17 protein-coding genes are annotated in these 19,793 nt (G+C 62.1%); 10 read left to right on the top strand and 7 right to left on the bottom strand.

What is annotated here, in order from left to right:
- Positions 1-30 precede the first annotated feature (30 nt).
- A complete protein-coding gene (locus H6M51_RS06850; protein ID WP_185809139.1) occupies positions 31-1,263 on the bottom strand; it encodes an ABC transporter substrate-binding protein in 1,233 nt (410 codons plus the stop codon).
- A 150-nt stretch (positions 1,264-1,413) separates the two neighbouring features.
- On the opposite strand from H6M51_RS06850, the gene H6M51_RS06845 reads away from it, so the two are divergent.
- The gene (locus tag H6M51_RS06845; RefSeq protein ID WP_185809138.1) at positions 1,414-2,337 is read left to right on the top strand and encodes a helix-turn-helix domain-containing protein; all 924 of its coding nucleotides are present in this window, start codon (positions 1,414-1,416) and stop codon (positions 2,335-2,337) included.
- A 6-nt stretch (positions 2,338-2,343) separates the two neighbouring features.
- Here the strand turns inward: H6M51_RS06845 and H6M51_RS06840 are convergent, their stop codons facing one another.
- On the bottom strand, positions 2,344-3,432 hold the full coding sequence (locus H6M51_RS06840; protein ID WP_185809137.1) for a mannitol dehydrogenase family protein: 1,089 nt from the start codon (positions 3,430-3,432) through the stop codon (positions 2,344-2,346).
- A gap of 3 nt (positions 3,433-3,435) precedes the next feature.
- The gene (locus H6M51_RS06835; protein WP_185809136.1) at positions 3,436-4,323 is read right to left on the bottom strand and encodes a GntR family transcriptional regulator; all 888 of its coding nucleotides are present in this window, start codon (positions 4,321-4,323) and stop codon (positions 3,436-3,438) included.
- Between the two features lie 251 nt (positions 4,324-4,574).
- Here H6M51_RS06835 and H6M51_RS06830 point away from each other — a divergent pair, with 251 nt between their 5' ends.
- The 7 genes from H6M51_RS06830 (at position 4,575) to H6M51_RS06800 (ending at position 12,537) form a co-directional block, all read left to right on the top strand.
- Complete coding sequence (locus tag H6M51_RS06830; protein WP_185809135.1) at positions 4,575-6,080, top strand: altronate dehydratase family protein; 1,506 nt, start codon at positions 4,575-4,577, stop codon at positions 6,078-6,080.
- 28 nt (positions 6,081-6,108) lie between these two features.
- On the top strand, positions 6,109-7,128 hold the full coding sequence (locus H6M51_RS06825; protein ID WP_185809134.1) for an aldo/keto reductase: 1,020 nt from the start codon (positions 6,109-6,111) through the stop codon (positions 7,126-7,128).
- A 9-nt stretch (positions 7,129-7,137) separates the two neighbouring features.
- Entirely contained in the window at positions 7,138-7,584 is a 447-nt protein-coding gene (locus H6M51_RS06820) for an RbsD/FucU family protein (protein WP_166600477.1), read from the top strand.
- A gap of 191 nt (positions 7,585-7,775) precedes the next feature.
- A complete protein-coding gene (locus H6M51_RS06815) occupies positions 7,776-8,762 on the top strand; it encodes an ABC transporter substrate-binding protein (RefSeq protein ID WP_185809133.1) in 987 nt (328 codons plus the stop codon).
- Positions 8,763-8,862: 100 nt separating this feature from the next.
- Complete coding sequence (locus H6M51_RS06810; RefSeq protein ID WP_185809132.1) at positions 8,863-10,416, top strand: sugar ABC transporter ATP-binding protein; 1,554 nt, start codon at positions 8,863-8,865, stop codon at positions 10,414-10,416.
- Between the two features lie 53 nt (positions 10,417-10,469).
- Positions 10,470-11,441, top strand: coding sequence for an ABC transporter permease (locus tag H6M51_RS06805; RefSeq protein WP_185809131.1), 972 nt, complete (start codon positions 10,470-10,472; stop codon positions 11,439-11,441).
- A gap of 79 nt (positions 11,442-11,520) precedes the next feature.
- Positions 11,521-12,537: a zinc-binding alcohol dehydrogenase family protein gene (locus H6M51_RS06800; RefSeq protein ID WP_185809130.1), complete on the top strand. Its 1,017-nt coding sequence runs from the start codon at positions 11,521-11,523 to the stop codon at positions 12,535-12,537.
- A gap of 64 nt (positions 12,538-12,601) precedes the next feature.
- Here H6M51_RS06800 and H6M51_RS06795 read toward each other — a convergent pair whose 3' ends face one another.
- Together H6M51_RS06795 and H6M51_RS06790 are read right to left on the bottom strand one after the other, a co-directional pair.
- Positions 12,602-13,210, bottom strand: coding sequence for an alpha/beta hydrolase (locus tag H6M51_RS06795; protein WP_185809129.1), 609 nt, complete (start codon positions 13,208-13,210; stop codon positions 12,602-12,604).
- 58 nt (positions 13,211-13,268) lie between these two features.
- Complete coding sequence (locus H6M51_RS06790) at positions 13,269-14,201, bottom strand: ring-cleaving dioxygenase (protein ID WP_185809128.1); 933 nt, start codon at positions 14,199-14,201, stop codon at positions 13,269-13,271.
- A gap of 123 nt (positions 14,202-14,324) precedes the next feature.
- On the opposite strand from H6M51_RS06790, the gene H6M51_RS06785 reads away from it, so the two are divergent.
- A complete protein-coding gene (locus tag H6M51_RS06785) occupies positions 14,325-15,236 on the top strand; it encodes a LysR family transcriptional regulator (protein WP_185809127.1) in 912 nt (303 codons plus the stop codon).
- Positions 15,237-15,242: 6 nt separating this feature from the next.
- Here H6M51_RS06785 and H6M51_RS06780 read toward each other — a convergent pair whose 3' ends face one another.
- Positions 15,243-15,929, bottom strand: coding sequence for a type 1 glutamine amidotransferase (locus tag H6M51_RS06780; RefSeq protein WP_185809126.1), 687 nt, complete (start codon positions 15,927-15,929; stop codon positions 15,243-15,245).
- 158 nt (positions 15,930-16,087) lie between these two features.
- Between H6M51_RS06780 and H6M51_RS06775 the strand changes: the two genes are divergently transcribed.
- On the top strand, positions 16,088-16,765 hold the full coding sequence (locus H6M51_RS06775) for a GntR family transcriptional regulator (RefSeq protein ID WP_185809125.1): 678 nt from the start codon (positions 16,088-16,090) through the stop codon (positions 16,763-16,765).
- A gap of 26 nt (positions 16,766-16,791) precedes the next feature.
- Here H6M51_RS06775 and H6M51_RS06770 read toward each other — a convergent pair whose 3' ends face one another.
- A complete protein-coding gene (locus H6M51_RS06770; protein ID WP_185809124.1) occupies positions 16,792-19,497 on the bottom strand; it encodes a cation-transporting P-type ATPase in 2,706 nt (901 codons plus the stop codon).
- Between the last annotated feature and the right edge of the window lie 296 nt (positions 19,498-19,793).

The following is a 19,793-nucleotide window of genomic DNA, read 5'->3' as shown; positions in this document are numbered from 1 at the left end:
CACAGCACCCGGCGCAGGGAGCTCTAAGGCTTACTTGTGGATGCGGGCGCGAGTCTTTTCGAGACGCTCCAGGATCGCATCGAGACGGTCAGGCTTCACCATGAATTCCTGGAAGCCTTCCATGCCGGCCTTTGCCATTTCGGCATCGGCGTCACGATCGTAGAACTGTGCCAGCGCATAGGCGTTGGACAGCATCTCGAAACCGGCCTGCAGGAACGGATCAGCCGGCTTTTCCGACTGGTTGTTCACCGGCAGCTGGCCAAGCGTTGCGTTCATCTTCGACTGGGCAGCCGGCGAAGCAACGAAAGCGAGGAACTTCTTCGCATCTTCCTTGTTCTTCGCACCCGACGGGATGTGGAAGGTATCCGTCGGCGCTTCCTCGGCCATCGGAACGCCCGCGGTGATTTCCGGGAACTGCATGAAGCCGATCTGCTCTTCCTTCAGACCGCCATCCTTCATGGTGGCGACGGCGAAGTTGCCCATCAGATACATGGCAGCCTTGCCCTGCACCATCTGCGGGATGGCGTCCTGCCAGTCGATCGCGGCATGGTTTTCATTGAAGTAGCCGGCCTTGACCAGCTCGCCCCACTTCTCGAACACGGCCTTGACGCGCGGGTCGGTGTACGGAACCTTGCCCGAGGTCAGCTCCATGTGGAACTCGTAGCCGTTGACGCGCAGGTTCAGATAGTCGAACCAGCCGCCGGTCGGCCACAGAGCCTTGGTGCCGATGGTGATCGGGGTAATGCCGGCTGACTTCAGCTTTTCGCAGGCAGCCAGGAACTCGGCCCAGGTCTTCGGCGGCTCAATGCCCTGCTCGGCGAAGATGTCCTTACGGTAGTAAATGCCCCACTGGTAGTAGGTGTAGGGCACGCCCCACTTCTTGCCGTCGATGGTCATCGAAGGCGCGGCGGATTTCAGCTGGTCGTTGAGGCCATTGGCTTCCCAGACGTCGCTCACGTCCTCGAAGAGGCCCGCCTTGACGAAGGGCTCCATGCGGTTGCCGGCAAACCAGGCAACGACATCGGGCGCGTCAGCGGTCAGGAAGTTGCGGATGGCAGACTTGTAGCCTTCGTGGTCGAAGTTGTTCCACTTGACCGTGATCCCCGGATTGGCGGCCTGGAAGTCCGCAATCAGGTCCTCGATCGCCTTCTTCGGCGCCGGGTCGGAGTGGTTCGAATTGAGAACGATCTCACCGGCGAATGCGGTGGACGACAGCAGGACAGCACCCAGAGCGATAGCGCTCAGGCTTTTGAAAAAGGTCATGTTTTCCTCCCTATGACCGGTATGCAACGTATCTGCGGAGCCTTGGCCCCGGATCCCGCCGGGGCAGATTTGTCAGCTCGCCTTGATCATCGGATTCAAACCCGTAATAATCTACCGAGTTTTGCTGTAACTTTTCCGGGATCCTAAGATTTGGAACATGTGAAACCCCTTCTGGATGACGAATCCGTTCCGGTGCACCCGGACCATGATCCGCGACACCCGCTGGTCATCTTCGGCGACCACCGCTTTTGCGCGGGCGAGAGCCTGACGGTTCACCGCATGGCCGGACCACACATGCACAGCCAGATCGAGCTGAATTTTGTCCTGTCGGGCCACATGACCTATTGGTTCGACGGGCGCGAACTCACCGTCGACGAGGGTCGCCTCTGCCTGTTTTGGGGCATGATCCCGCATCAGGTGATCGATCGGCGGGAGGGAACACGCTTCGTCTGCCTCTATGTCCCGATGTCGGTCTTCCTTGGCCTTGCAAACTTAAGCCGCTTCCGCGATGCCGTCTTTCGTGGCGCCATGATCGAAGCGCTGGAAATCCGCTCCTGGGACCGGGACATCTTCCAGCGCTGGCGCGAAGAACTGCTCGCCGGTGACGAGAACCTGACCGAGATCGTTCGCAACGAACTCACGGCGCGGGTTCTCAGGATCGAGCGCGACGGCTGGCGGGACCTGCGCGAGGAAGGCTCGGCGATTGCCAGCTTCAGCGCCAATGACAGTGAGCGCGTCGAACACATTGAACGCATGCTGCGCTTCATCGCCGAACACGCCCTGGAAAACATCTCGGCCGAGGATGTCAGCCGCGCCGTTGGCCTGCATCCGAACTACGCTATGTCGATCTTCAAACGCGCCGTTGGCCACACCATCAACCAGGCCATCGTCCGCCATCGCCTTGACACGGCCCAGTCGCTGCTGATCTCGACCGATCTCTCGATCACCGATGTCGCCTTCGAAAGCGGCTTTGGATCGGTCTCGCGCTTCTACGAAGCCTTCAGCGAACGCTTCGTCGAGAAGCCGACCGCCTTTCGTCGCCGCATGCGCTCCAAGGGCCAGCCGCCTGCCTGAGGGCCGTCAGCGGCCAACAATCGCCGACAGCTTCGGCATGGCGACGGCAGGACACCAGTCCTGGAAACCGATGATGCGCCGCACAATCTTTTCCGCATGATTGCCGGCGATATCGCGCAGCCTGTGGTCGAGAGTGGGATTGAGGAACCGCTCGAGCGTGGTGGCCACATAGGCCTCGGCCTCGTCAGCCAGGCCATGCTGGCGAAAACCCGGTACGACTTCTTGCGTATAGATCGCCTCAAGCTCAGCCCGGATCGCGGCATCCGCCAGGATGTCCTTGACGCATTCCGCCTCCGGTCTTGCGTCTTTGAGCCAGCGATCGGCCAGCACCGTGTGACCGAGATTGAGGATATGCAGCTTTAGCCGCTCATAGGGCGTCAGATCGTCGACCACCTTGATCGAGGGATGCTCGCAAGGGACGGTGAGACCGGGCTGCCGTTCAATGGCCCAGATCGCATAGGGCTCGGCGATTGCTCCTGCCGGCTCGATCGGTTCGGACACAATGCGGTCGACCAGCGTATTTCCCCAGATCACCCGCTCGGAAAGCCAGACATCGAAGTCCGGGTCCGACACATACTGTCTGGCAAGATCGGCGATCAGGCGCTTCAGCACATCCCCATTGCGCGAGATCAGCTCGCAGGGAAGGATCGTCAGCGGTCCGCCACCCGCCTCGTGACGTGCTTTGAGCAGCGCAAGCAGCTTCATCGGGAAGGATTGTGGAACGCCGTCGAGACTGTCGCCATCGAGAAGGGCATAGCCTTTGTCGCCGGTGTTCGAGAGAACGACACGCGCCTCATCGACAAAGATCCTTCTGACCTCGGCCCAGTCCGTTGCGGTCGACAGCGATCGGGCAACGGAGCGGACACGAACTTTGTGCTCCACCGGAGCACCATTCTCCAGCCCGCGGATGATCACCGGGAAACCTTCCGGCGCCGACAAGGCTCCGATCCGCCCGGCACGTTGCGGATCACCGCTTGTCTGCACCACGGTGATCGCGCCCAAGGCCTTGCCGACTTCCATGGCTTCGCTGACGAAGAGATCGGCATGCGCCTGAAGAAACCGGCTCGTGCCGAATTGCAGGATGGGCGTGTTCATGGATCAGGCGGTCTCCTGGATCGATTGCAGCAACGTCTCGCGTGCCGATTTCAGATGCTGGCGGCAGGCTTTCTCGATCGCGGACGGATCGCGGGAGAAGAGCGCCTTGATGTAGTCCACATGCTCCTCGAGCGCCCGCTGGTTGCGCGCCCGCGCATTCGTCTTGTTCCATTGATAGTGATAGTGGAAGACGATCGATATGATGTCGTAGAAATCGATGATGAAGCGGTTGCTCGACGCCTTCTGGACGAGCAGGTGGAAGCGCTCGTCGAGCTCCGAAAACTCCATGTAGCGATTGTCGATATCGGCCAGCAGCGCATGATGCTGCGCCTCGACCGCCTTGAGCTCCGCCCAGGCGGGATGCTCTTCCGCAAGACGAACGAAGGCGGCTGCCGAGCGCAGCTCGAACATTTCGCGCACTTCGGTCAGCTCAAGCGCAAATTCGCGGGTAAAACCCTTCAACACCCAATGGCTGTTCGGACGCTTCTCGATCAGACCGAAGCGGCTGAAACGAATGAGAAATTCCCGAACGCTGGTCGTGCCGATGCCGATCTCGCGGGCAAGCTCCAGCTCGTTGATCTGCATGCCGGGCTGCGCCCCGCCGGCAAGGATGCGCCTCATGAAGCTGCGCTCGATGATTTCCGAGAGCGAACTGGTTTCCTCGTCCGGAAAGTAGTCGCTCTGCTCCGGCCTGCGCAGCACCGTCTTCGAACGCTTGTCCCAGGCCACCAGGCCGACCTCGCCGAGCCGCGTCAGCACCGCGCGCACCGTCGTCCGGCTGACGCTGAGCAGTCCGCCAAGCTCCGGCTCCGAGGGAAGCGTGTCCGTTTCCTCGATCAGCTTCAGCGTGCGGTTGTAGGCGTCCTTGAAGACGGTGTTCTGCTTTGCCATGGCTCTGCCTGGGTTGAAATCATGCGGGCGGGTCGGTCTCTTGCCTCATGGCGCAAGACACGCCTTAGCGCAACGGAAACCACCGATTGCGGTGGCCCTGCCTCTTCTTGGTCTGGGTCCTCTTCCTCCCGCCCCTCACCGGAGCAAATTGTTCTTTATCGATATCATACCCATTGACGAGCAACTGTCTATTGCCGATAAAAGACAAAACACAGGATCCGGTGTCACCGGACGCATGGGAGAAACATCGGGTGTCGAAACCAGCCTGCATCCTGCTTTCGCGGGACGACAATGTTGCGGTGACCACTATTGCCATCGAGCCAGGGCATGTTTTGCCCGGCGGCGCGGCTGCGGCGACAAGGATCGACCCCGGCCACAAGGTGGCCGTGCGCGCGATCAAGAAGGGCGAACCGGTCGTCAAATACGCTCAGGCGATCGGTCGCGCGACCACGGACATCGCGGCCGGTGACCACGTCCATTCCCACAATCTCGCCTTCGATGAGGACCGCCTTTCGGTCAGCGGGCTTGCCGCCCCCGAAACCGCGACGGCAGCCGACAAGGGCCGCACCTTCATGGGCTATCGCCGCGCCGACGGGCGTGCGGCCACCCGCAACTACATCGGCATCATCGCCAGCGTGAACTGTTCCACCACGGTCTGTCGGGCGATTGCGGATGCCGCCAACCGCACCATCCTGCCCCATTACGAGGGCATCGACGGCTTCGTGCCGATCGTGCATGACCAGGGCTGCGGCATGAGCTCGACCGGCGACGGCATGCGCACGCTGCACAGAACGATAGCCGGCTACACAAGGCATGTGAACTTTGGCGGCGTGCTGATGGTCGGCCTCGGCTGCGAAGTAAACCAGCTGACACTTTACGGCCAGAGCGGCGCCGGTGCCTCAAAGCGTCACTTCAACATCCAGGATGCCGGTGGCTCGCGCCGCGCGGTCGAAAACGCCCTTGCGATCCTCAAGGAGATTGCAGCCGAAGTCGGCACCCTTCGTCGTGAACCGATTTCCGTCAGCGAGATCATTGTCGGCCTGCAATGCGGCGGTTCCGACGGACTTTCCGGAATCACCGCCAACCCCGCACTCGGCGTTGCCGTCGATATCCTGGCCGGCGCCGGTGGTACCGCCATTCTCTCCGAAACCTCGGAAATCTACGGTGCCGAACATCTCCTGCGCAGCCGTGCCGTCAACGAAGAAGTCGCTGTCAAGCTCGACGGGCTGATTTCCTGGTGGGAGGCCTATGTCGCCCAGCACGGTGCCTCGCTCGACAACAATCCTTCGCCCGGCAACAAGAAGGGTGGCCTCACCACGATTCTGGAAAAGTCACTCGGCGCCGTCGCCAAGGGCGGACGCTCGCCGCTGACGGCCGTTTACAACTACGCCGAACGTGTCACCGAGCACGGCCTCGTCTTCATGGACACCCCCGGCTATGACCCGGTCTCGGCGACCGGCCAAGTGGCAGGTGGCGCCAATGTGATTGCCTTTACCACCGGCCGCGGCTCCTGCTTCGGCTCGCGTCCCGTGCCTTCCATCAAGCTGACGAGCAACACTGCGCTCTACAATTCGATGGAAGAGGACATGGATATCGACTGCGGCGTGATTGCCACGGGAGATGCCAGCGTCTCCGGGCTTGGCCGCGACATCTTCGATCTGATCATCGAGACCGCCTCGGGCAAGAAGACCAAAAGCGAGCTCTTCGGCTACGGCGACAACGAATTCGTGCCGTGGCACCTCGGTGCCACGCTCTGACCTCGACAACAGGGATCCGGATATCAGCATGAAGACGAGACGCATCGGCAAGACCGCTCTGGAAGTGACCGAATACTCCTTTGGCACGGCCCCGCTCGGCGGCCTTTACCGCCCTTGCCCGCGCGATGTCGGGATCGCCACGCTGCAGGCGGCCTGGGATCACGGCATCCGCTATTTCGACACGGCCCCGCATTACGGCTTCGGTCAGGCCGAGCGCTATGTCGGCGACTTCCTGCGCGACAAGCCGGAAGACAGCTATGTGCTCTCGACCAAGGTCGGCCGCCTGCTGGCACCGGTCCCAAAGGATCAGATCCCGAATGTCGGCTTCGTCGATCCGCTGCCCTTCAAGCTGGTCTATGATTACAGCTATGACGGCATCATGCGCTCGGTCGATTTTAGCTATGCACGCCTCGGCCTGAACCGCATCGACATCCTCTATGTCCACGATATAGGCGTCTATACCCATGGCCGCGCGGTCAATGATCGCTATGTGAAGCAGCTGCGCGACGGCGGCTACAAGGCGCTCGACCAGCTGAAATCCTCCGGCGCCATCAAGGCCTTCGGTCTTGGCGTCAACGAGGTGCCTGCCTGCCTCGAGATGATGGCCGACATCGACATCGACGTCATCCTGATGGCAGGCCGCTATTCCCTGCTCGACCGCTCTGCCGTCGAGGAACTGCTGCCGCTCTGCGAAAAGCGCGGCACCTCGATTACTGCTGGCGGCGTGTTCAACTCCGGCATTCTCGCGACAGGTGCCGTGCCCGGCGCCCATTTCGACTACACGCCGGCTACCGACGAGGTGCTCGCCAAGGTGCGCGCCATGGAGGGTCTGGCAAAGCAGGCCGGCAAGCCGCTTGCTCAGTTTGCCCTGCAGTTTCCGCTGCATCATCCGGCGGTCGCCTCCGTCATCATCGGCACGGCAAAGCCGGAAAGCCTCGACCGCAACATGGCGCTGACGGCGGAGGAACTGCCGGCCTCGGCTTTCGCCCCGTTCGAGGCGCATACGCTGGTCGCACCGCCGCTCGGCGATGATGCGGTCCGGGAATAGGAGTTGACAATGCTGAAAGGCATCCATCCCCTGCTCGGACCCGACCTTCTGCACGCCATCGCCACCATGGGCCACGGCGACGAGATCGTGATTGCCGACGGCAATTTCCCGGCCTCGACCATGGGTCCGCCGGTCATCCGCGCCGATGGCGTCGGCGCGGTCGAGATCCTGGAGGCGATCCTGGCACATATGCCGCTCGACCAGTTCGTCGACGATGCGGCCTGGCGGATGCAGGTCGTCGGCGACCCACATGCGGTACCGGAAATCTGCGCGGAGTTCCAGGCCATGATCACCAGGCTTGCGGGTGACTTCCAGCTCGAAAGCCTCGAGCGGTTTGCCTTTTACGAGCGGGCGCAGACGGCCGCCTATATCGTCGCGACCACGGAATTGCGGATTTACGGCAACGTCATTCTGAAGAAGGGCGTCGTTTATCCGGAAGAGGTTCACCGGGTCTGAAAAGGTTCGGAATGCCCTGAAAACAAGGGCGAAAGGGGTTTGGAGGAGACCGCTTTTGTCCGCTTGCAATCTCCAGGATGCTGGAGTAGCGTGCCTCGATAAAATGTTTTTTATCGATAAAGATCGACCTGGTTGCGTTCTGCGGGCCGATCTCACCGGAGGAACAGGACGCGTTGAGAGGAGAACCCACAATGATCATTCTGAAGAGCATGACTCGCCGCGCCCTGATGGGGATCGCCGGCGCTGCAATGATGACGTCGATGATGCCGGCCGCTTCCTTCGCACAGGACGTGACCATTCCGATCATCGTCAAGGACACCACGTCCTTCTACTGGCAGATCGTGCTCGCCGGCGCCCGCCAGGCCGGCAAGGATCTCGGCGTGAGCGTGCCGGAACTGGGCGCCCAGTCCGAGTCCGACATCAACGGCCAGATCAGCATTCTCGAGAACGCTGTTGCCGGCAAGCCGGCCGCCGTCGTCATCTCGCCGACCGAGTTCAAGGCACTCGGCAAGCCGATCGATGAAGCCGCCAAGGCCGTGCCGATCATCGGCATCGACTCCGGCGCCGATTCCAAGGCCTTCACCTCGTTCCTGACCACCGACAACGTCCAGGGCGGCCGCATCGCCGCTGACGGCCTCGTTGCCGCCATCAAGGAAGCAACCGGCAAGGAAGAAGGTGAAGTCGCCATCATCACCAGCCTTCCGGGCGTCGGCTCGCTCGACCAGCGCCGCGAAGGCTTCCTCGACCAGCTGAAGACCAAGTATCCGGGCATCACGGTCACCGTCGACAAGTTTGCTGACGGCCAGGCCACCACCGGCCTCAACATCATGACCGACCTGATCACCGCCAACCCGAACCTCGTCGGTGTCTTCGCCTCCAACCTGATCATGGCACAGGGCGTTGGCCAGGCGATTGCCGAAAACAAGCTCGGCGACAAGATCAAGGTCATCGGCTTCGACTCGGATGAAAAGACTGTCGGATTCCTGAAGGAAGGCGTTCTCGCCGGCCTCGTCGTCCAGGATCCGTATCGCATGGGCTATGACGGCGTGAAGACCGCGCTTGCCGTGTCCAAGGGCGAGAAGGTCGAAACCTTCGTCGACACCGGTGCAAACCTGGTGACCAAGGCCAACATGGCAGACCCGAAGATCGATGCCCTTCTGAACCCGAAGGTCAACTGATCGAGACTTCGGCACGCGCGGCATCCGTCGCGCGTGCCGGATCGGAAACGGCGGACGCGGGAGGCGTCGGCCGCTTTCGCTGTGATTTGGGAGGAATGACATGACTTCGCTGCACGATGTGAGCCACCGGCATGACGACCAGCCGGAACTGCTGGAGACCGATCGCATCCCGCCGGGAAAGCCGATCCTCGAGCTCGTCGGCCTGCAGAAGAAGTATGGCGCCGTCGAGGCCCTGAAGCCCGCGACCGTCACCTTCCTCGCCGGTGAAATCCACGCCATCGTCGGCGAGAACGGCGCCGGCAAATCCACCCTCATCAAACTTCTGACCGGCGTCATTCCGCGCACATCGGGCGAGATCCGCTGGTGTGGCAAGCCGGTTGCTCTCGCCACGCCGAACGAGGCGATCCAGCGCGGCATCAATGCCGTGCACCAGGAAGTCGTTCTCTGCCCGCACCTTTCGGTCGCAGCAAACATGTTCCTCGGCGACGAGATGTCGTCCGGCGGCATCATGCGCCAGCGCGCCATGACGACAGCCGCGCAGAACGTTCTGGACGACCTCGGCTTCAACCTGCCGGCCGGCGAAATCCTCGGCAATCTCACGATCGGCCAGCAGCAGCTGGTCGCCACTGCCCGTGCCGCGATGCGCGGCATTCGCTTCCTGATCTTCGACGAGCCGACCGCCTATCTCACGCGCCAGGAATCCGCCCAGCTCTTCCGCCTCATCCGCCGCCTGCAGTCGGAAGGTGTCACCATCGTCTATATCAGCCACCGCATGGAAGAAGTCTTCGAGCTCGCCGACCGCGTCTCGGTCCTGCGCGACGGCACCCATGTCGGCACGCGCCTGATCGGCGAGACCAACGACGCCGAACTCATCTCGCTGATGATCAACCGCTCGATCGAGCAGATCTACCACAAGGAAAAACTGCCGATCGGCGCGACCATCCTCGAGACGAAAGGCCTGTCCGGCCCCGGCTTCTCGGATGTCTCGCTTTCGGTCCGCTCGGGTGAGATCGTCGGTCTCTATGGCCTGATCGGCGCCGGTCGCAGCGAATTTGCGCTGGGCCTCTATGGCCGTCACAAATGCAGCGCGGGCGAGGTCTTCTGGGACGGCAAGAAGGTCGTCATCGACACTGAACGCAAGGCCATGGATCTCGGCATTGCGCTCGCGCCTGAAAGCCGCCGCGACCAGGGCCTTTGCCTCAACCTGCCGATCGGTCTCAACATCAACCTGCCGGTCTTCGGTCGCCTGAGCCGGGGCCTCACCATCAGCCCCAAGCTCGAAGCCGGAAACGCCGACAAGCAGATCAACGATCTGAAGATCAAGACGCCGACCCGCGCCGTACTGGCGTCTGCCATGTCCGGCGGCAACCAGCAGAAAATCGTCATCGGAAAGTGGCTGAGCCACGGTGCACGCCTCTTCATCTTCGACGAACCGACCGTCGGCGTCGATGTCGGCACCAAGGCGGAAATCTACCGCCTCTTCGCCGAGCTCCTGAAGCAGGGAGCGGGCATCATCCTGATCTCGTCCTACCTGCCCGAGGTTTATGAACTGGCGGACCGGCTGCATGTCTTCCGCCAGGGCAGGCTGGTGGCGAGCCACGATTACCGGACCGCCTCGCACGAGGATGTGCTGACCGAGGCGATCGGCGTCTGAGACGAGATGCCCTGAAGAACAAGCGACATGAAAAGACGACTGGGAGGACACCAATGAGCACCGATAACACCGAGACCAAGGTCGCGCCGAAGAGGGGCATGAGCATCCTCTTCAGCCTCACGCTGGTCGGCCTCCTGCTCTTCCTCTGGCTGCTGCTCGGCTTTGCCACCAACAGCTTCTGGACGCCCAACAACATCAGCAACCTGCTGCGTCAGGGCGCGATGACGGCGATCCTCGCCGTCGGTCAGACCTTCGTCATCATCACCTCGGGCATCGACCTCTCCGTGGGCGCCGTGGTCGGCTTTGCCAGCGTCATCATCGCCTGGTTGCTGGCCGCCGGCGTTCCGGTCTGGATCGCCATCATCCTGACGCTGCTGATGGGCGTCGCGATCGGCATGTTCCACGCCTTCGGCATCGTCCGCATGGGCCTGCCGCCCTTCATCATCACGCTCGCAACGCTCACCTCGCTGCGCGGCATCGGCCTCCTGATCACCAATGGCTCGACGATCTCGATCTCCAACGAGGCCTTCACCAATTTCGCCCGCGCCGATTTCCTCGGAGTACCCAGCCTCTTTTGGATGGTCATCGTGGTCGCCGTGCCCGCCTATATCTTCCTGCACCTGAGCCGCTGGGGCCGCTATCTCTTCGCGGTCGGCTCCAACAGCGAAGCGGCGCGCCTCTCGGGCGTCAATGTCAACCGCACCATCTACATGGCCTACATCCTGTCCTCGACCTGTGCAGCCTTCGTCGGCATCCTGCTTGCCTCGCGCATCGGGATCGGCAACGCCACCCAGGCCGAAGGCTGGGAACTGCAGGCGATCGCGTCTTCGGTCATCGGCGGGACCAGCCTTTTCGGCGCGGTCGGCTCGGTCCAGGGCCCGCTGCTCGGCGCCTTCATCCTGGCGACGATCAACAACGGCGCCAACCTGATGAACGTCAATTCGTTCTGGCAGCGCATCATCACCGGTGCCCTGATCATCCTGATCGTCTATTTCGACCAGCTCCGCCGTCGCGGCAGCCGCTGATTTTCCCAAGGTGGGGGTGCCGCGAATGGCATCCCCCTTTTTTTCATCAGAACTTGCCGGGCAGCCGAAAGGAACCAGGATGAAGGCCGCATTGTGTGTCGAACCGGGCCGTCTCGAGATCGTCGAGCGCGTTCCCGCACCCCGACCGAAGCCGGGCGAAGTCCGCATCGCCGTCAGCCATGTCGGGATCTGCGGAACGGACTATCATATCTTTGAGGGCAAGCACCCCTTCCTCGAATATCCGCGCGTCATGGGCCACGAGATCTCGGCAACGGTTCGCGAAGCCGGCGAAGGCGTGGACATCGCGGTCGGCACAAAGGTCATCGTCAATCCCTACATCGCCTGCGGCACATGCATCGCCTGCCGCAAGGACAAGCCGAATTGCTGCACGAATATCCGCGTGCTGGGCGTGCATACCGATGGCGCCATGTGCGAGGAAATCACCGTTCCCGCTGGCAATCTCTATCCGGCAGACGATCTGTCACCCGAGGCAGCGGCCACCGTCGAATTCCTGGCGATCGGGGCGCATGCAGTCCGTCGCTCCCTGTCACCTGCGGGTTCAAGGGCACTGGTCATTGGCGCCGGTCCGATCGGCCTCGGCACGGCAATCTTCGCCCGCATCGCCGGCCATGACGTCACCCTGCTCGACACCAGTCCGGAACGCCTCTCCATGGCAGCGGACCGCCTCGGTTTCACATCAGGCCTGCTTGCCGATGATCGCCTGGACGCAGCGGTCGAGAAATTGACCGGTGGCGACGGCTTCGATGTGGTCTTCGATGCCACGGGCTATCGAGCCTCCATGGAACGCGCTTTCCGCTTCGTCGCCCATGGCGGCGCTCTCGTGCTCGTCAGCGTCGTGAAGGAGGACATCACCTTCTCCGATCCGGAATTCCACAAGCGTGAGATGATGCTGATCGGCAGCCGCAACGCCACCCGCATCGATTTCGACCATGTGCGCCAGTCGATTGCGGACGGTCTGGTGCCGATCGACCAGCTGATCACCCACCGCACTACGCTGGACGATCTGGCGGAAGACCTGCCGCGCTGGGCGCGCGAAAAGTCCGGCCTGATCAAGGCCCTTATCCGGATCGGCTGAAAACCCCGAAACGCGAAAGGCCCGAAGCTCTGCCTCGGGCCTTCTCAAGTTGATGAGACTGGGCTCACGCCTTCTGCAGGAAGGCGGCGATCGCATCGATCTCACCTTGCGAGACCTCGTGCCCGCCCTGATGCAGGAACGTCTCGACCGATGCCCCCTGCCCCTCGAAGTAGGAAATCAGACGCTCGGTGAGCGGCAGCGGGCAGATCGGGTCGCGTTGACCAGCCGTGATCAGCGCGGAAAGCGATCCCAGCCCCGGCTGAACCGGCGGGTCGAAGGGGATCAGCGGGTGCATCAGCACCACGCGGTCAAAGAGATCGGGCGCTTCGAAAAGGACGGAGGCCAGGATATTGGCACCGTTCGAATAACCGAGCCCATAGATCGGGCGATCCGGGCTCTGCGCCTTGTGAGCGCGGATGAATGCCGCCATCTTCGCCGTCCGCTCGGCGAGGTCGGCCATGTCGTAGACGCCTTCGCCGGTGCGCTTGAAAAAGCGGGCTGCCCCGTATTCCGAGACATCCCCGCGCGGCGAGACGATACCCGCCTCGGGCAGGATCCGGTTTATGAGTCCCGGAAACTGATGTTCGTCTCCACCGGTCCCATGGAAGGTGAAGACCAGCGGTGCGGCACCCTGGGGTGCCTGATAGTGATGGATATAACTGTCGATTGCCATGATGATTTCCTCTGCAACAGGGACGACGCCTGGGTGGCAGGCATCGTCCTCTGTGCGTTCAGTCCTGGATCGGGGGCAGATGGGCTTCGATCTGCGAGCGATACTGCTGGTAACGGGTCGGCAGCTTCAGCGCCTCGCCGAGATGAGCGGTGTCTTCATCACGGTTGAAGCCCGGTTCGTTCGTGGCAATCTCGAACAGCACGCCACCCGGGGTGCGGAAATAGATCGCCCAGAAGTAATCGCGGTCGATAACCGGCGTGACCTGGTAACCCGTGTCGAGCAGCGCCTTGCGCACGTCGAGCTGGGCGGCCCGGTCTTCGACGGCAAAGGCCACGTGATGGACCGATCCGGCGCCCTGCTGCGCACGCGATGCACCGGGCAAGACTTCGAGATCGATATAGTCGGCGCCATTGCCGCCGGGGACTGCGTAGCGCACGAAGTCACCCTGTTTGTCGACCGGCTGATAACCCATGAACTTGAGGAGTTCACCCGTAGCCCCTTCGTCGCGCAACCGCATGGTCACGCCCCGGAAGCCATGAATGCCTTCGGAGACTCCGACCGGACCACCGGCAAACGGCACGCGGCTGTCGCCATCGACTTCGGCAAGGGCAAAGCCATCGCCATCGGGACCGGCGAAACGCAGGCGGTCTTCACCGAAGAGCGAATAGGAGCCAAGCTCCTTGACACCTTCCTTCGACAGACGCTCCTGCCAGAAGCCGAGCGTGCCCTTCGGCACGGAGAAGACAGTCTCCGACACTTCACCGGCGCCGCGGCCACCCTTGCCCATATTGGCAAAGGGGAAATAGGTCATGACCGATCCGGCATTGCCGACTTCGTCGCCGTAGTAGAGGTGATAGACATCGGGAGCGTCGAAGTTGACGGTCTTCTTGACGCGGCGCAGGCCGAGCGTCTTGGTGAAGAAGTCATTGTTTTCCTGGGCATCCGCGGCCATCGAGGTAACGTGATGCAGGCCTTTGATCTGGGTAATCATGGCTTTGATCCTTTCCCGGCACTCGCGCCGGTCTTGTTCTGTTGAACGGAATATGGGCCATGGCTTTCCTGTTGTGAACAGTTGTAATATTGTGGATATTATTTCACTGGGAGCAATAATCCAATGGGCGAGCTCGAAGCGATCAGAACCTTCCTGACGGTCGCGGACCAGAGCAGCTTCACCGCCGCCGCCCGCCTGCTCGGCATGACGCCTGCCTCGGTGACCCGCACGGTTTCAGGTCTTGAGGAACAGCTCGGCGTGCAGCTGCTGTTGCGCACCACCCGCAAGGTCTCGCTCACCTCCGCCGGCGCCGCCTATGCCGCCCGTGTCGCCCCGCTGGTCGAGGGCCTCGCCCGCGCCACGGAAGAAACCCGGGACCTGCAGAAGGTAACCGCCGGTTCGCTGCGGGTCTCGGCCCCGATGTCGCTCGGCATGAAGGTCCTGCCGACGGTCCTCTCACAGTTTGCGATCATCCATCCGCGCACCAGCGTGGCAATCGAACTCTCCGACCGCTTCATCGATATCGTTCAGGAGAATTACGACCTTGCGATCCGCATTTCCGGCCCGCCGACCGACAAGTCGACGATCTGGCGCAAGATCCGCCCCGTGCCCCGGCTGCTGGTCGCCTCACCCGCCTTCATTGCCCGCCATGGCATGCCTGTTATGCCTGAGGACCTGAGTGCGCTCGAATGCCTGAGCTACAACGATCAGCTGAAAACGGAGACCTGGGTGCTGAGCCGGCCCGGGCAGACCAGAACCATCGAAGCCAAGGGCCGCTTCGCGATCAACAACGGCGATTTCCTCTGCAAGCTGGCTGTCGCAGGCGAGGGCATCGCCCTTCTGCCGCATTTCATCGTCGAGGAGGACTTGCGTGCCGGCCGGCTCGTGGAAGTGCTCCCCGACTGGAGCACGCCGGAAATCTGGCTCACCCTGTACTATCCGCCCTATGAGCAACTGCCGCTGCGGGTCGCGACATTCTCGGACTTCTTCGAAGCCTTCATCAAGGAAAGCTGGGACGCGGGACGAAGCGCCTGACCAAGATCAGCGGTCGCGTCCGAGAAATTCGCCGATTTCCCGGGCGATGCGGTCCGTCGCAATCGGTACGTCGACCTTTTTCACCTTCTCGAACAGCGGCTCGGGGATCGCGGACTTGCGGGCCTCGGCGAGCCCCTCGAAGAAACGCGGTGAAAACTCCGGATGCGGCTGATAGGAAAGGCCCCAGTCGCCGTAGCGGAGAACGGCATTTTCGCAGGTGTCGGTCTTGCCGACGACTTCGGCTCCCTCGGGCACCGTGATCACCTGATCCTGATGCCAGGCAAGCAGTACCTGCTCCTCGCCCGTATCCGAGCGCTTGTAGGTCACCGGCCCGGCAGACCAGCCGCCCTTGAACTTCTCGACATGACCGCCGAGCGCCTTGGCCATGACCTGGTGACCGAAACAGATGCCGACCATCGGCACCTTGGCTGCATGCACCTGGCGGATGAAATCCTCGAGCTTGCGGATCCAATCGTGATCTTCATAAACCCCGAACTTCGATCCCGTCAGAAGCCAGCCGTCCACTTCGGTGGGGCTTTGCGGAAACTCGCCGTCAACGACGAAATAACGCTTGAACGAGAAGTCGAAACCGCCAAGCAGCGCCGCGAACATGTCGGCATAATTGCCGTATTCGGGCGTGAGTTCTGCCGGGGAATGGCCCGTAACGAGAATGCCGATGGTCTTGGCGGTCATGTGATGTTCCTGATCCATGCGAAAAGAGGCACTTCAGGCCTTGCGCTGTCTTCTTCTATACCAAATGTTAGTTTGATCAAATTTCAAGAGGGTGAACGCGCTTCGGGTAAATGTCCGGGCTGCCAATCTTGATCTGAGACGGAGATATCGGCTGAACGATGGCAAGCGAAGAGCGCAGGGCTGAACAATCGCTGAAGCAACGGGTCTACCGCACCATGCGGGCACGCGTGATGTCCGGTGCCGTAGCCCCCGGTCTGCCGATCACCATCAACGGCGTTGCAGATGACCTTGGCGTCAGTGCCATGCCGGTGCGCGAAGCGCTGCATCGGCTTGTCGCGGACGGGGCCCTGGAATATCTCGACAACCGCCGGGTCCGCGTGCCGGAAATGACGCTTTCGAAGTTCGAGGAAATCATCGCGGCTCGCATTGCCCTGGAAACGCTCGCCGCTGTCAGGGCACTGCCGCACATCGACAACGAGCGCCTCGACCGCCTGCAGGCGATCGACCGGTCCATAGACGAGGCCTATGCGGCCGAAGATCTTCTTCGTTCGACCGAACTCAATTTTCTCTTCCACCGCACCCTTTACGAACCCGGCGCGAGTGGTGTCCTTCTCGACCTCATGGAATCCGTCTGGTTGCGGCTCGGGCCTTTCATGCGGCTCGCAACCGCAAAACTTGAGGACAGCTACCGCATCGACCGCCATGCCGAGGCCATGGATGCGATCCGCGCGAGCGATCCGATCGCCCTGTCGAAGGCGATCGAAGCCGATATCCAGGACGGTGTAGGCCACCTGGGGCGGCATTTTCTGCGCGAGGCCGATTCCACGCGAATTTGATCTGGAACGCGGCACAGCCAAACGACTCAGAACCGCTTTCGCAGGGCTAAACGCATCTGCTTCTCGACCTCGACCAGGGCGAAGAACACGATACCCAGTCCAACAATCAGCACTCCATCTTGCAGCGGAACGCTCTGCGTGCCGAACAAGGACTGCATGATCGGCAGATAGGTGACGGCAAACTGGGCAAGCGTCACCGAGATCACGCAGATCCAGACGACCTTTGTTCCGCGAACCGCCCGCCATGTGAGCGAGGTGCCGTAGATGTTTCGGATGAAGAAGACATGGAAGATCTCCATGACCACCAGCGTATTCATCGCCATGGTGCGGGCAAGCTCGATCGAATGGCCCTTGTCCAAGGCATAGAAGAAGATGCCGAAAACGGCAGCGGCGAAGAGGGCGGAGACGAGCAAGACATGCCAGATGAGATCGGCAGTCAGCAACGGCTCGTTGCGCGGGCGCGGAGGCCGACGCATCGTTCCCTCCTCCGAAGGTTCGAAAGCCAACGCGAGCCCCAGCGTGATCGCCGTCACCAGATTGACCCAGAGTATCTGGACGGCGGTGACCGGAAGAGCCAGTCCGGCAAACAGCGCGATGATGATCGTCGTGGCTTCCCCGGCATTGGTCGGCAAGGTCCAGCTGATCACCTTCTTGATGTTGTCATAGACGGTGCGGCCCTCCCGCACCGCAGCCGCGATGGACGCGAAATTGTCGTCCGCAAGAACCAGCTCAGCCGCTTCCTTGGCCGCTTCGCTGCCCTTCACGCCCATCGCGATGCCAGCATCGGCTCGCTTGAGAGCGGGAGCATCATTGACGCCATCACCGGTCATCGCGACAGTCAGACCCTGGGACTGAAGCGCCATCACCAGACGGAGCTTGTGCCCAGGAGATGTCCTGGCAAAGATGTCCGTCTCGGAAGCGGCCAGAGAAAGGGTGGCATCGTCCATCCGGTCGAGATCCGCTCCCGTCAGCACCTTCTCGCTGTTCCTCAGACCGATCAACCCGCCGATCGCCCGCGCGGTTGCGGCATGATCACCGGTGATCATCTTCACGCGGATACCTGCGTGATGACAATCCGCCACCGCAAGAACGGCTTCCGGACGCGGCGGATCGATAAGCCCGACCAGGCCGACCAGCGTCAAGGTGCCCGCGATGGTCTCCTGGCAAAGCGAAGTTTCACCAGGCGGGGGGACGCCCACCGCCACAGCCAGCACTCGTTGCCCCTCCGCAGCCAGCGTCTCGACCATCCGGTCCCAATACGGCAAGTCGAGCCCGGCTGTCGCACCATCGGGCATGCGCTGCAGGGTACAAAGAGCAAGCACGGCTTCGGGTGCGCCCTTCACATGGATATGATGCTGATGGTGCTCGTCCACATGCAGCACGGCCATGTATCGATGCGCCGCATCGAAGGGAATGGCATCCACGCGCCGCCATCCCTCTGTGAAAGGATCGTGCCCGCGGCCGGTGATCTTGCCGGCAAGCGCCATCAACGCCCCTTCCATCGGGTCGCCTTCCACGCGCCAGGCCCCATTCGCCGAGCGCAGAACCGCATCGTTGCAAAGCCCGGCAGCGCGCGCAAATTCAATGAGAACCGCGTGGTCCTGAGGATGGGCGTCTGCATCGTTCCATCGCACGGCCCCGCGAGGTGCGTAGCCCTCACCGTCCACGGCATAGACATGCCGGGCCGACACAAGGCTCGCAACGACCATTTCATTGCGCGTCAGCGTGCCCGTCTTGTCCGTGCAGATCACGGACACAGATCCGAGCGTCTCGATCGCCGGCAGACGCCGCACGATCGCGTTGCGGCCCGCCATGGCCTGGACGCCGACCGCGAGCGTGATGGTCATCACCGCGGGCAACCCCTCGGGAATGGCCGCAACGGAGAGACCGACAATGGTCATGAACAGTTCACCGAACGGCAGATGCCCGACAACTGTACCGTAGACGAGCAGCAGCCCTGCGATGATCAGGATGAACAGGGTCAGCCAGCGGGCGAAGACATCCATCTGCCGAACGAGGGGCGTCGAGAGAGGCTCGACCGTCTCCAGCATGCCACTGATCCTGCCGATCTCCGTGGCCATGCCCGTTGCGACCACAAGCCCGCGGCCCGTTCCCGTGGCAACCAGCGTACCGCTGAAGAGCATGGAACTGCGGTCGCCCAGAACGGCGTCGCATGAGACAGGTTCAGGGGACTTGTCCACCGGCACGGATTCGCCCGTGAGGGCCGCCTCCTCCACTTTCAGGCTCCGCGCCTCCAGGAGTCTCATATCTGCCGGTATCCGGTCTCCGGCCTCCACAAGCACGATATCGCCGGGGACGAGTTCTGCCGCATCGACGGACGTCCGGCGGCCGTCCCTGAGAACGGCGGCATGTGGCGCCAGCATGACCCTGATCGCCGTCATCGCATCTTCTGCACGGCCCTCCTGCAGGTATCCGACGATGGCATTGCCGATCACAACGGCAAGGATGACCCCTGTATCGATCCAGTGCTGCAGGAAGCCGGTGACGGCCGCAGCGCCGATCAGCACATAGATCAGCACATTGTGGAACTGTGACAGGAACCGGAGAAGCGCGCTGCGCGTGGGAGCGGCAGGAAGGCGGTTTGCCCCGTAACGCGCCAGCCTGCGCTGCGCCTCCTCGGTATGCAGCCCTGCGGCATTCGTTTTCATGGCCGCGAGGACCTCTTGTGCCGACAGGGCATAGGGCATTGAGGGCGCGAGGTGATCTGTCATGCCTTTTCCTTCGTGCTCTCGTCTCTTCAAAACGAAAGACGCTTGCTGTCGTAGGCCCCCCAGAGGCCCGATCTGTTTCTAGATGAACTCAGCATGCCCTCACGGTCCGGGGCTCACCTTGATTTAAGACAATTCTGGCCGGTTCCGCGCCAGCCTGCGGGCCGCCTGGCCTCTCCAACCGGGGGCTGTGGAAGCACAGGCTCGGGCAAGCCTAGGGAACTAGAAACGTGCCGTCTGGGCGGCACCCCGTGACCCGCCCGGCAAGACTTTGTGCCGGAAGGCGTTGGGAAGATCGA

Origin of the sequence: Rhizobium sp. AQ_MP, assembly GCF_014237835.1 — a bacterium.
In the GTDB taxonomy this organism is placed as follows: Bacteria; Pseudomonadota; Alphaproteobacteria; order Rhizobiales; family Rhizobiaceae; genus Allorhizobium.
This window is presented reverse-complemented; position numbering and strand designations above follow the sequence as displayed.

What these genes read in the sequence shown, in the direction of transcription:
- H6M51_RS06850 (WP_185809139.1), bottom strand. Translation starts at nt 1,263, where the DNA reads ATGACCTTTTTCAAAAGCCTGAGCGCTATCGCTCTGGGTGCTGTCCTG.
- H6M51_RS06840 (WP_185809137.1), bottom strand. Translation starts at nt 3,432, where the DNA reads ATGAACACGCCCATCCTGCAATTCGGCACGAGCCGGTTTCTTCAGGCG.
- H6M51_RS06835 (WP_185809136.1), bottom strand. Translation starts at nt 4,323, where the DNA reads ATGGCAAAGCAGAACACCGTCTTCAAGGACGCCTACAACCGCACGCTG.
- H6M51_RS06825 (WP_185809134.1), top strand. Translation starts at nt 6,109, where the DNA reads ATGAAGACGAGACGCATCGGCAAGACCGCTCTGGAAGTGACCGAATAC.
- H6M51_RS06820 (WP_166600477.1), top strand. Translation starts at nt 7,138, where the DNA reads ATGCTGAAAGGCATCCATCCCCTGCTCGGACCCGACCTTCTGCACGCC.
- H6M51_RS06815 (WP_185809133.1), top strand. Translation starts at nt 7,776, where the DNA reads ATGATCATTCTGAAGAGCATGACTCGCCGCGCCCTGATGGGGATCGCC.
- H6M51_RS06810 (WP_185809132.1), top strand. Translation starts at nt 8,863, where the DNA reads ATGACTTCGCTGCACGATGTGAGCCACCGGCATGACGACCAGCCGGAA.
- H6M51_RS06805 (WP_185809131.1), top strand. Translation starts at nt 10,470, where the DNA reads ATGAGCACCGATAACACCGAGACCAAGGTCGCGCCGAAGAGGGGCATG.
- H6M51_RS06800 (WP_185809130.1), top strand. Translation starts at nt 11,521, where the DNA reads ATGAAGGCCGCATTGTGTGTCGAACCGGGCCGTCTCGAGATCGTCGAG.
- H6M51_RS06795 (WP_185809129.1), bottom strand. Translation starts at nt 13,210, where the DNA reads ATGGCAATCGACAGTTATATCCATCACTATCAGGCACCCCAGGGTGCC.
- H6M51_RS06790 (WP_185809128.1), bottom strand. Translation starts at nt 14,201, where the DNA reads ATGATTACCCAGATCAAAGGCCTGCATCACGTTACCTCGATGGCCGCG.
- H6M51_RS06785 (WP_185809127.1), top strand. Translation starts at nt 14,325, where the DNA reads ATGGGCGAGCTCGAAGCGATCAGAACCTTCCTGACGGTCGCGGACCAG.
- H6M51_RS06780 (WP_185809126.1), bottom strand. Translation starts at nt 15,929, where the DNA reads ATGACCGCCAAGACCATCGGCATTCTCGTTACGGGCCATTCCCCGGCA.
- H6M51_RS06775 (WP_185809125.1), top strand. Translation starts at nt 16,088, where the DNA reads ATGGCAAGCGAAGAGCGCAGGGCTGAACAATCGCTGAAGCAACGGGTC.
- H6M51_RS06770 (WP_185809124.1), bottom strand. Translation starts at nt 19,497, where the DNA reads ATGACAGATCACCTCGCGCCCTCAATGCCCTATGCCCTGTCGGCACAA.